This is a genomic window from Williamsia sp. M5A3_1d (assembly GCF_053345315.1).
Genome location: NZ_JBKEZX010000003.1, coordinates 282,568 through 295,603, shown reverse-complemented (window position 1 = coordinate 295,603; position 13,036 = coordinate 282,568). Strand labels below are relative to the sequence as shown.

2 protein-coding genes (1 of these 2 cut by a window edge) are annotated in these 13,036 nt (G+C 71.4%); one reads left to right on the top strand and one right to left on the bottom strand.

Annotated elements, in window-relative coordinates:
- Window positions 1-71 precede the first annotated feature (71 nt).
- On the top strand, window positions 72-1,010 hold the full coding sequence (locus ACLBW1_RS13690) for an esterase/lipase family protein (protein WP_447812389.1): 939 nt from the start codon (window positions 72-74) through the stop codon (window positions 1,008-1,010).
- A 48-nt stretch (window positions 1,011-1,058) separates the two neighbouring features.
- Here ACLBW1_RS13690 and ACLBW1_RS13685 read toward each other — a convergent pair whose 3' ends face one another.
- Window positions 1,059-13,036, bottom strand: the 3' end of a protein-coding gene (locus ACLBW1_RS13685; RefSeq protein WP_447812388.1) for a non-ribosomal peptide synthase/polyketide synthase. Its footprint extends 22,162 nt past the window's final position; 11,978 of the gene's 34,140 nt are visible here — the last part of the coding sequence; its start codon lies off the right edge, out of view — the gene reads right to left on this strand; it ends in the stop codon at window positions 1,059-1,061.

Here is a 13,036-nt window from a genome sequence, read left to right as displayed (position 1 = left end):
TCGCGGTGGGCGGTCTTCTCGCGCGTCGGTAGGCTCGACCTCGGTTGGGGCTGATGTTGCTGGAGGTACTGATGAGGCATATGAGCCTCGAGGTCGCGCGTGGGCTCGTCGCCCGACTCTTCCTGATCGCCCTGCTGGCGATCGCGGGCCCGCTCGGCGCCGTCGGTTCCGCCGGCGCAGCCCCGACCCCGGCGACACCTGCCGCAGGCGGCTACAACTCCGCGTCGTGTCGGCCTGCACCGGCCCATCCGCGCCCGGTGATCCTGGTCCACGGCACGTGGACCGATTCGGCACAGACCTGGCAGACCCTCGCTCCGGCACTCGCCGACCAGGGCTACTGCGTGTTCGCGATCGACTACGGGCGACGGGCGGCGGGCAGCACCGAGAACCTGATGGACCTCGTGGGTGGCGACACCATCACCCGGTCGGCCACCACGCTGGCGCGCTTCGTCGACCGCGTACGCCGCGAGACCGGCAGCGCGAAGGTCGACATGGTCGGTCACTCCCAGGGCGCCCTCGTCATCCGGCAGTACCTGAAGTTCGACGGCGGCGCACCGGGCGACCCCGCCCGCAACGCCGTCAACACGGTCGTCACGCTGGCGGGAACCAACCACGGCACCACCTTCGACCTGAACCAGACCATCGGCGCCATCGGCGAGATGCTCGGCATCCCGGTGGTACGCCTCGCCGCCACCACCGTCGGCCCGTCCTACGTCGAGCAGATGGTGGGCTCACCGTTCCTCGATCGGCTCAACGCCGGCGGTGACACCCGGCCCGGCGTCCGCTACGTGGTGGTGGGGACCCGCGACGACTCGGTCGTCACCCCACCCGAGCGCACCTTCCTGCGGGCCGGCCCCGGCGCGACGGTCCGCAACACGTGGGTACAGGACGGCTGCGGGACGCGACAGGTCGACCACATGCAGATGACGAGCGACCCCCGCGCGGTGTGGATCGTGCTCGACGCACTCGACCCGGCCTATCGGGCGACGCACCCCGCGCCCTGCCGCTGACGTACGCCGCCACGCGACGGCGACGCCGCTCGGCTGTCGGGGGGTCGGTCAGGTCCGGTCGGCGATGGCCCGCAGTGCCAGCATCCAGTGCTCGAACAGCTCGTCGAGGTCACCGGGGTCGATGGCGTCGTCGAGGTAGGTGATCAGCGCCCGCACGATCGGACCGTCAGGGGTGACGGTCGACATCGACTGGATGTCGATCTCGGCCTGCGCGGGCATGCGATTGCCCCGCGCGAGAGCCTCGGGATCATTCACGTCGAGCAGTTCCGGCCCGCGCATGTCGGGGAACCACGGCACCTCGTCGAGCGCACCGGCCACATCGGATCCCGGGACCGAGCCGATGTAGTTGAAGACGATCTGCGGGTCGGCGAACCCGCCGAGACGCTCGCGCCCCTCGGGATCGAGGTGGCGCAGCATCCCGTAACCGATACCGCGGTCGGGATGCGCGGTCATCGCGGCGCGGGTGCGCGCGACGACCTCGCCGGCCACCTCGGGTCGATCGAAGATCTCCGACAATTCCAGCCCCTCGAGGTCGACACGCGTCGGGAACATCGACGTGAACCAGCCGACGGTGCGCGACAGGTCGGCGCCGTCGACCACGGCCTCCTCCCGGCCGTGGCCCTCAAGGGTCAACAGCGTCGAGGTGACGTCGTATCCGCGGTCGCGACGCCATCCCACGACCGCGGTGGCGAGACCGGCGACGAGCAGGTCGGCCATCGTGGCGCCCTCCTGGCCGGTCCCCTTCCGAGCGGCCGAGAGGCTCGTGGCCAACGGCGCCACGATCTCCGCGGGCAACACCAGTTCGGCACGCGCGAGGCGGTCGACCCGGTCGGTCGTGAGGTCGAGTCGCCGGGTGCCCAGCGCCGGGTCGGGTCCGTCGAGGACGGCGACCCAGTGGTCGAGTTCGCCACGGCGTCCGGCTGCCGCGCCGACCTGACCGGCACTCCACGCGATCCAGCTCGTACCCGCATCGGGAAGGTCGACGGCGTGACCGGCCGAGGTCTGGCTGCCCGCGACCGCGATGTCGGACTGCAGGATCCGCCACGACACCGCGTCGACGACGAGGTGGTGGGCGACCACGGCCAGCCGCCCGGTGGCCCCACCCGACGGCGCGACCAGCCACACCAGACGCAGCATCATCCCGGCCTCGGGATCGAGGTCGTCGATCGCGTCGGCGACGGCGGCGCGCAGGCGCGCGGTGTGCGCGTCGGTACCGGGCACCTCGTCGGGGTCGAGGTCGATCCGGCTGAGCGCGGCGGACAGGTCGACGGTGCCCGGGGCGCCGATCTCCAGTGTCCGGGAGGCGATGTCGAGCCGTGAACGCATCACGTCGTGTCGATCGACGACCGCGGTCATCGCCGTGACGATCTGCTCGGCGGTGACGTCGGCGGGGACGGTGAACACCATCGGCATGACGAACCGGCTGATGTCCCCGCCGCGTTCGAGGAGTTTCTCGATCACCGGTGTCAGCGGCGCCGAACCGGCGTGCGCGTCGGCGAGATCGGAGGTCGCGGGCGCGACATCTGTGGACGCGACGGCCGCGAGCGCGGCGATCGTCCGCTTCTCGAGCACGTCGCGGGCGGTGAACCGGATGCCGGCCGAGCGCGCCCTCGTGACCAACTGCATGGCACCGATGCTGTCGCCACCGATGTCGAAGAACGAGTCGTCGGCCCCGACGTCGCCGCCGAGCAGGTCGGCGACGATGCCGCACAGGACGGCCTCGGACTCGGTGGCCGGCTCGCGCCGCTGCGCGTGTTCGATCTGCGGCAGCGGCAGTTCGCGCCGCGCGATCTTGCCCGAGCGGCTACGGGGGAACTCGTCGAGCACCACGATCACGTCGGGGACCATGTACGGCGGGAGCACCCGACCCGCGTGGTCGCGGACACCGACGGCGTCGACCTCGGCGTCGCCGTGGCCGATCACGTATCCGATGAGTCGGGTGCGCCCCCCGGTCTCGTGGGCGATGACCGCCGACTGTGCCACCGAGTCATGCTGCGCGAGAACGGTCTCGATCTCCTCGAGCTCGATCCGCAACCCGCGCACCTTCACCTGGAAGTCGACACGTCCGACGTAGTCGAGCGTCCCGTCGGCCAGACGCCGCACGAGGTCGCCGGTGCGGTACATCTGCGCGCCGGCCGGCCCGAACACACTGGGCACGAACCGCTCCGCGGTGAGGTCGGCGCGGCCGAGGTACCCGCGGGCCAGCTGGTCACCGGAGAGGTACAGCTCGCCGACGGCGCCGAGCACACATGGCCGCAGCCACCGGTCGAGGACCCAGCCCCGGGTGTTCCACACCGGTCGCCCGATCGGCACCACGTCGGTCGCCCCGGATGTCGCGGCAGCCGGCGTGGTGGAACCCGCGGCCGCGACGACCACCGCCGACGTCGCGTCGACGGTGACCTCGGTGGGCCCGTAGAGGTTCACGACCTGCGCACCCGAGGTCGACGCCACCTGCTGGGCCAGCGAGATCGGCAGTGCCTCACCGCCGGAGAAGACGGTGCGCAACGAGTCGAGGGCGTCGGGTCCGGCGGACTCGGCGAACACCGCGAGCACCGACGGGACGAACTGCACGACTGTGACGCCGTGCTCGGCGACGAGTGACACGAGTTCGGTGGCGTCGGTGTGCGCACGCGGACCGGCGATGACGGTGCGGGCACCGGCCAGCGCCGGGGCGAACATCTCCCACACCGAGGCGTCGAAGGTGAACGGCGTCTTGAGCAGCACGACGTCGTCGCGGCCGAGGCCGTACTCCTCGGCGATCCACCGCACCTGGTTGGCCAGGGCGCGCTGCGTGATCGCGACACCCTTCGGACGACCGGTCGACCCCGAGGTGAACAGGACGTAGGCCAGCGACGCCGCGCGCACCCGGCCGCGGGTCTCGGTCGACCCGATCGGCGCGTCGGAGATGTGTCGAAGCCCCGGGGCCGCGAGGTCGAGGCAGGCGATCGGTGCCACGAGCGTGCGGATGGCGGCCAGACGACCGGCGTCGGTGACGACGCAGCGCACCCCGGCCTCGGCGACGAGGGTGGTCATCCGGTCGGCGGGGGCATCGACGTCGATGGGCAGGTACGCCGCTCCGGCCTTGCCCACGCCGTAGACGGTGGCGACCTGCTCCAGCGACCGGGGCATCGCCACGGCGACGAGGTCGTCGGGACCGACGCCGTAGGCGATCAGTACGCGGGCACGGCGATTGGCCATCGCGTCGAACTCGGCGAAGGTGACCGTCCGCTCGCCGTCGGCGAACGCGACGTCGTCGGGGGTCTCGCGCACACGCCGGGCGAACATCTCCGTCACCGTCGCGTCGCCGACCGCGACGGAGGTGTCGTTCCACGACTCGAGTTGCCCGGCGACCTCGTCGGCATCGAGCAGGTGCAGATCCCGCACGGGTGTCGCGCCCGCCCGTGCGAAAGCGCGCAGCACCCGCAGCACACGCTGGCCCAGATCGTCGGCGCGGTCGTGGCCGATCAGCGCGGGCACGTACTTCAGCGAGATCGCCAGGTGCGGATCCGACTGCGCCAGAACGGTCATCGGGTAGTGCGAGGCGTCGTTGATCTGCGCGCCGTCGACCGACATGCCGTCGATCTGCGCGCCGCTCTCCAACGCCTCACGGTCCACCGGGTACGACTCGAACACCACGAGACTGTCGAACAGCGCGGGCACCCCGAGATCGCGCTGGATCGCCGGCAGACCGATGTGGTGGGCCTCGAGCAACCCGGCCTGCTCGGACTGCACACGCTCGAGCAATCCGATCACCGTCTCGCGCTGGTCGAGCCGCACCCGCGCCGGGATGGTGTTGATGAACAGGCCGAGCATCCCGCCGACGCCCGGCAGTTCGGGCGGACGGCCCGAGACGGTGACACCGAACACGACGTCGTCGGCGCCGGTGGAGCGGGCCAGCACCAGACCCCATGCCGTCTGCACCATCGTGTTCATGGTGAGTCCGCGCTCACGCGACAGCTCCGCGAGACCGGCCGCGGTCTCGGGGTCGATCGCGAGCGGATACTCCACCGGCACGATGTCACTCGCCTGGAGCTGCCCCGGGTCGGTCGGGCGGTCGACGAGCAAAGTCGGGCTCTCGAGGTCGGCCAACGCGTGCCGCCACGAGGTCATCGCGGCCTCGGGGTCGCGACGACTCAACCACCGCAGGAAGTCTCGGTAGTCGGTGTCGGCGGGCGGCAGGTGGTCGACGCCACCCATCGCGTAGAGCGCGAACAGCTGTTGCAGCAGGATCGGGCCCGACCATCCGTCGAGGAGGATGTGGTGGTTGGTCATCGACAACCGCGCCAGCGGCGCGCTGTCGTCGCCGGCCGGGACCTGCAGCAGCAGGAACCGCATGAGCGGCGGCGCCGACATGTCGAACCGGTCGAGGCGATGCGCGCGGAGCAGCCGATCGGCCTCGGCGTCGGCCTCGGGGTGATCGGTGAGATCGACGACCTGCCAGGGCACCTCGACCACACCGGCGATCGCGGTCACCGGGGTGCCGTCACCGGCGGTGTGGAAGGCGCTGCGCAACACCGGGTTGTGGGCGACGAGCGCGCTGACCGCGGCCCGCATCCGGTCGGCGTCGACGGGGCCTCGCAGCTCCAACACCACCTGTGCGGTGTAGATGTCGACGGCGTCGTCGCCGGCGAGTTGGGCGTGGTAGAGCAGACCGGCCTGCAGCGGGGCGAGCGGCCAGATGTCCTCGACACCACCGTGGGCGGCCTCGATGACGTCGATGTCGTGCTGCGACACCGGCACCAGCGGGACGTCGGACGGGGTCAACCCGCCCGCGTCGGCACCGTCACCGTGCGCCGCGAGACCCGCTGCCGCACGCTGCCACTCGTGTGCCAGCGCCACGACGTCGTCGTGATCGAGGAGTTCACCGGCGTAGGCGAACACCGCCGACAGCCGCGGACCGTCGGGGGTCTCGTCGGTGACGGCGTTGATCGTCAGCACGGCGGGCACCACCATGGCGTCGTCCATCGCCCCGCCGAGGGGTCCGCCGTCGTCGGCGGCTTGCCAGCCGAAGTCGGTGTCGGCGCCCGCGGTGGCCCCGCTGTCGGGGACCTCCGTGGCACCCGATTCGTTGCGGCCCAGGTAGTTGAACGCGATCTGCGGTTCCGAGCGGGTGCGGAGCACGTCCGCCTCGGGTCCGCCGAAGGTGGTGAGCAACCCGAAACCGATGCCGTTGTCGGGGACCGACGCCAGCTGCTCCTTCACCGCCTTGAACGCGGTACCCGCGGCCGGACCACCGGCGAGGGCGTCGTCGACGTCGATCCCGTCGAGATCGATCCGCACCGGGTACTTCGAGGTGAACCATCCGACGGTGCGGAACAGGTCGGCCCGTGCGCCGTCGGCCGCGTCGGCGACGACGTCCTCCTCGCGGCCGTGGCCCTCGAGCTCGATCAGCAGCGACGGCGCGTCGACGCCGCGCAGGTGACGCCACCGCCGTACCGCCAACGCCAGCGCGGTGAGCAGCGCGTCGTCGGTGCCGGCGCGGTAGATCGCGGTGACCCCGCGCAGCAGCGACTGCGTCACGTCGACGTCGAACGTGACCTCGACGCGGCGCAGCGTGGCCGTGACGTCGCGCGCGGGATCCATCGGCCGGGCGCCGAGGTCGGGGTCGGTGGCGGCGACCACCGCGGTCCAGTGCCCCAGCTCGTCGTGGCGGGAGCGCACGGCGTCGGGCAGGGCGTGGGCCCAGGTACGCAACGACGTCCCGATCGGCCGGACGGCGTCGGCGGGTGTGATGCCGTCGCGTCCGGTCAGTCCCCACGCCACGGCGAGGTCGGGCAGCAGGATCCGCCAGGAGACGCCGTCGACCACGAGGTGGTGGATCACGACGTAGAGACGTCCGCGGACGTCGGGGCCGAGCTCCTCGGCGGGGTCGAACCAGACCACGGAGATCATGCGGCCGGCCGACGGATCGAGGCGGTCGATCGCCTGCGCCGCCGCGGCCTGCACCGTCGCGGTGAACGCCTGGGTGCCGGGCAGGCTGTCGACCACGACGCGGGTGAGGACGTCTGAGGCGACAACCGTTCCCGTAGAGGGGATCTCGAGACGCCCCGCGAGCGGGTTCTCGACATCGTCACCGTCGAGGACCAGACGGGCCCGCAGCGCGTCGTGGCGGTCGAGCACCGCGTCGAGCGCCGAGAGGAGTCGGGCGTGACCGGGGTCGGCGGGCAGCGTGAGGAAGGTCGCCTGCGAGAAGGTGCGGTACTCGCCGCGGGTGTCGACGAGCCACCGCATGATCGGCGTGAGCGGCAGGGAGCCGACACCGCCGCCGTCGAGTTCGGGCAGCACCGCGTCGGCGGCCCCGCCCTCGGTGTCGACGATCGGCGCGAGTTCGGCGACGGTGCGGCGGTCGAACACGTCCCGCGGGGCGAAGGTGAGGCCGGCGTCTCGGGCGCGCGAGACCAGACCGATGGCCATGATCGAGTCGCCGCCGAGCGCGAAGAAGGAATCGTCGACGCCGACCTCGGGCACCCCGAGGGTCTCGGCGAACAACGCGCACAGGCGTTCCTCGATCTCCGACATCGGGGCCCGCGACGGGCGGTCGGCCGCGACGAACGTCGGTGCGGGCAACGCTTTGCGGTCGAGTTTGCCCGCCGGGGTCAGCGGCACGGTCTCGAGGACCACGATCGCCGTCGGCACCATGTGCGACGGGAGGCGCTGGGCGATCCTCGCGGTGAGGTCGGCGGTGTCGACCTCACGGCCGTCGTGGCCGCGCACGTAGGAGACGAGCATCGTCTGGCCCGACACGGGGTGCGGCACACCGAGCGTCGTCGTGAACCCGATGTCGGGTTCGCGGCCGATGACGGCGTCGATCTCACCGAGTTCGATCCGGAATCCGCGGACCTTGACCTGGAAGTCGTTGCGGCCGTTGAACTCCAACTCCCACCGGCCGTCGGTACCGGCGCGCCACCGCACGAGGTCGCCGGTGCGGTACATGCGCGAGCCGGGCGGTCCGAACGGGTCGGCGACGAACGACGCCGAGGTCTGCGCGGTGCGGGTCAGGTAGCCCAGGGCAAGCGTGGGACCCGACACGTACAGCTCGCCGGGGACGCCGGGCGGTATCAGCTGCAGTCGTTCGTCGAGCACGGTGGCCCGCAGGCCGCTGATGGGACCGCCGATGGTGAGGGGCAGCGCAGGGTCCATCGGGGCACTGCGCGTCGACCAGATCGTCGCCTCCGACGGCCCGTACAGGTTGTACATCGAGCGGCCGACGGCCCAGCGCCGCACCAGGTCCGGCGGGCAGGTGTCGCCGCCGACACAGATGACCCGCAGTGCGTCGAGGCCGTCGCCGGGCACCGTGGCGAGCGCCGCCGGGGTGACGAACGCGTGGGTGACGCGGCGCTCGACGAGCAGCCGGGCCAGTTCGTCACCGCCGAACATGTCGGCGGGCGCGATCACCTGGGTCGATCCCGCCGCGACGGCCAGCAGCATCTCGAAGATCGACGCGTCGAAGCTCGGTGAGGCGAAGTGCAGAACGGTCGAGTCCGGGTCGACGTCGAAGGTGTTCGTCATCTCTGCGACCACATCGGCCAACCCGCGGTGGGGCACCGCGACGCCCTTGGGACGACCGGTGGACCCGGAGGTGAAGATGACGTACGCGGTCGCGTCGAGATGTGGGGCGACCGCCGTGAAGCGCTCGCCGGAGTCGGCGGTGACGGACTCACCGAGGTCGACGGCGAGCCACTGCGCGGCGGTCGGCAGACGGTCCCGCAACGCGTCGACGGTCAGGCCTATCCGGATGGCGGCGTCGGTGACCATGAACCCGATCCGGTCGGCCGGATAGTTCGGGTCGATCGGCACCACGGCGCCGCCGGCGCGGACGATCGACCAGAACCCGACGACCGACTCGATCGACCGACCGATCGCCAGTCCCACCGGGGTGCCCGTACCGACCCCGCGGTCGCGCAGGACGGCGGCCAGATCGGCGACGCGCCGATCGAGGTCGGAATAGGTGAGCGACCGGCCGCCGGCGATGACGGCGGTGCCGTCGGGGTTCGCGGCGATCGCGGCGTCGAGGATCTCTCCGAGCGTGCGCGACGGCGCGGCGGAGGTCCCGGTCATCGACGACAGCTGCGCGGTCTGCGCGGGCGACAGCAGCGCGATGTCTCCCACCGGCGTCGTCGGATCGGTCACCACCGCACGCAGGACGGCGACGAACCGCTCCGCCATCGCCTCGATGGTCTCGCGCTCGAACAGCGCTGTGGCGTAGGTGAACACCGCGTCGAGACCACCGACCGCGCCGTCGTCGCCGGCACCGGCGGCCTTCGGCGCGACGGTCAGCTGCAGATCGAACTTGGTGGTCGTGATGTCGGTCTCGAGTCCCGACACCGTCAGCCCGGGCAGTTCGAACTCCGCGTCGCCCGCGGTGTTGCCGAAGGCCAGGACCACCTGGAACAGCGGTGAGTACGCGGTGGTGCGAACGGGCGCGAGCTTCTCCACCAGTCGCTCGAACGGGATCTCGGTGTGGGTGAACGCCGCGATGTCGGTGCTGCGGACGCGGTCGAGGAGGTCCCCGAAGGGCTCCGCCGGGTCGATCTCGCTGCGCAGCACCAGGGTGTTGACGAACATGCCGACGAGGTCGTCGAGATCGGCGTCGCCGCGACCGGCGACCGCGGTACCGATGGCGATGTCGTCGGTGGTGCCCGACCGGGCGAGCAGCACCGCCAACGCCGCGTGGACCACCATGAACAACGTCGCGCCGTGGGCTCCGGCCAGACGTTGCAGCCCGGCGTGGATCTCGGGGCCCACCGAGAACTCGAGGTTCGCACCCGCGGTCGACGCGACAGCGGGACGCGGATGGTCGGCCGGCAGGTCGATCACGTCGGGCAGACCGTCGAGACGCGTGCTCCAGTAGTCGATCTGACGCGAGGCGAGGGAATCGGGATCGTCCTCCGAGCCCAGCAGTTCCCGCTGCCACAACGCGTAGTCGGCGTACTGGACGGGCAGTGGCGGCCACCCCGGGGCCTCGCCACCGCGCCGCGCGCTGTACGCGGTCATCACGTCGCGCGCGAGCGGGGTCACCGACGATCCGTCGCCGCTGATGTGGTGCACGACGACCACGAGGACGTGTTCGTCGCGACGCCCGGCGTCGGCATTCACGCCCGTGTCCGACGGTGCATCGGTCCCGGATACGACCGACAGCAACGCCATCCGCAGCGGCACCTGCGCGGCGACGTCGAAACCGGTGGAGACCAGACGGATCAGCTCGGCGTGCAGCGCCTCGTGGTCGGCGACCTCGCCCACCGACAGCAGGGCGCGTGCGGCGGCATCCTCGTGCTCGGCGATCGACTGACGCGGGGCGCGGTCGTTGCCGCCGATCTGTGCGTCCGCGGGGTAGTGCGTGCGCAGGATCTCGTGGCGGGCGACGACGTCGGCCACGGCCGCCCGCAGCGCCTCGACGTCGAGTTCGCCGACGAGTCGGATGACCGACGGGATGTTGTATGCGGGCGACGAGGTGTCGAACTGATTGATGAACCACATACGACTCTGCGCCGGGGACAACGGGATCTGCGCCGGGCGCGGTCCGGCGGACAGAAGCGGACGATCCGACGACGCACTGTGTTCGGCGGCCGCGGCGACCCCCGCGACGGTCGGGTCGGTGAACAGGTCCCGCACCGTGAGGTCGGTGCCCAACGCCGCGTTGATGCGCGCGATCGCCCGCGTCGCCGACAACGAGTTGCCGCCGATGGCGAAGAAGCTGTCGTGGGCGCCCACCGTCTCGACGCCGGTGAGGTCGGCGAACAGCCCGGCGACGATCTCCTCGACCGGTCCGCTCGGCGGCGTGTGGTCGGCGCCCCCGCGCAGGTCGGGTTCGGGGAGCGCACGGCGGTCGAGTTTGCCGTTGATGTTGAGCGGCAACGTCTCCAGGACCATCGTGACGGTCGGGACCATGTACGACGGCAGGTCGGCGGCGGCGGCGTCGAGGACCGCGCGTTCGTCGATCGTCGCCCCGGGCGCGGGCACGAGGTGGGCCACGAGGTGTTCACCCGATCGCGGGTCGCGGTGCACGGTGACGACGGCGGTCTGCACCGACGCAGCGGCCCCGAGCACGCGCTCGATCTCCTCGAGCTCGATGCGCAGGCCGCGCACCTTCACCTGGAAGTCGCTGCGCCCCATGTAGACCAGGGTCGGGATCGGGTCGTCGCCGACGCGGGTCCACCGCACGAGGTCGCCGGTGCGGTACATCCGTGTGCCGGCCGGTCCGAACGGGTCGGCGACGAAGCGGTCGGCGGTCAGGTCCGGGCGTGCGAGGTACCCGCGGGCCAGCTGGTCACCGGCGATGTACAGCTCACCGGTCACCCCGTCGGGGACCGGGTGCAGTCGATCGTCGAGGACGTGTACGCGGGTGTTCCATTCGGGCCGACCGATTCCCACCACGGCCTCGACGTGTGCGGGAACCGGCTGATGGGTGACGCTGACCGCCGCCTCGGTAGGACCGTAGAGGTTGTGCACCGACGCCGACGACACCGCGCGGAGTCGGTGGACGACGTCGGCGGTCAACGCCTCACCGATGCACAGGATCTGACGGAGACCGGCGACCTGTTCGGGCGCCACGTCGGCGAGGAACGCCGCCAGCAGCGACGGCACGAACGTGGTCACGGTGACCCGGCGGCGCTCGATGAGGTCGGCGAGTACCGCGGGATCGCGATGCGCGGTCGGCCCGGCGACCACGAGGCGGACACCCGCGGTCACGGCCCACCAGAACTCCCACACCGAGAGGTCGAAGGTGGCCTGGGTCCGAAGGAGCAACGCGTCGTCGGAGGCGAGACGGAACTCCACCGAGAGCCAGTTCAGCTGGTTGACGATGGCCGAGTGCGGCACGGCCACACCCTTGGGCCGCCCGGTCGATCCCGACGTGTAGATGACGTAGGCGGTGTTCCACGGCCGCAACGTCTCTCGTCTCTCGGAGTCGTCGACCTCGGTCGCGGCGTAGCCACCGAGATCGACCTCCGCGAGGTCGATGACGTCGGTGCCCCCCGCGACCACCGCGGGGGTGCCGTCGGAGACCAGCACGACGCTCGGTGCCGCATGGTCGAGGATGTAGGCGACGCGGTCGGCGGGATGGTCGGGATCGATCGGCAGGTACGCGCCACCGGCGACGGTGACGGCGTACATCGCGACGACCAGGTCGATCGAGCGGTGCATGGCCAGACCGACGACGACCTCGGGCCCGACACCACGATCGATGAGCGCGCGGGCGAGGCGGTTGACGCGGGCGGCCAGCGCGGCGAAATCGAGCGAGCCGTTCTCGGAGTCGAGCGCCACGCGCGTCGGGTAGGCCGCGAACGACGACGCCAGGATGTCGGCGAGGGTGGTGGGGGCCAACACGACCGCGGTGTTGTTGCGGCCGTCGACGACATCGGCGATCTCCGACGGCGACATCACCGGCAGGTCGCCGACCGGCGTACCCGGTGCGGCGAGGAGCGAGTCCAGCAGTGTCGTGAACCGCTGCGCCACGCTGTGCACCGTGTCGCGGTCGAAGAGGTCGTCGGCGAAGGTGAACACCGCCTCGATCGCGGCCGGGGCGCCGTGCTCGTCGTACTCCGGCGACAGGATGAGGTGCAGGTCGAACTGCGCCACACCGTCGGGCAACTCGACGGGCTCGATGCGCAGACCGGCGAGATCGAGTGCGGCGCGGTCGATGTTCTGGAACGACAGACCCACCTGGAAGATCGGGTGGCGCGCGGTGGAGCGCACCGGGTTGAGCACCTCGACGAGCCGCTCGAAGGGGACGTCGGAGTGGCTGAACGCCTCGGCGTCACCATCGCGGGTCGTCTCGAGCAGCCGGTCGAACGGCGTGGCGGGGTCGACGTCGACGCGCAGCGCGAGGGTGTTGACGAACATGCCGATCACGCCGTCGAGTTCGCGTTCGGTACGCCCGGCCATCGGCGTCCCGACGATGATGTCGCGGCTGCGCGAGAGCCGACCGAGGAGCACCGCGAACGCGGCGTGGAACGCCATGAACGTGCTCGCGTTGTGCGATCGGGCGAGGTCGGCCATCCGGCGGTGCACGTCCGCGGGGACGGTGA

What these genes read in the sequence shown, in the direction of transcription:
- ACLBW1_RS13690 (WP_447812389.1), top strand. Translation starts at nt 72, where the DNA reads ATGAGGCATATGAGCCTCGAGGTCGCGCGTGGGCTCGTCGCCCGACTC.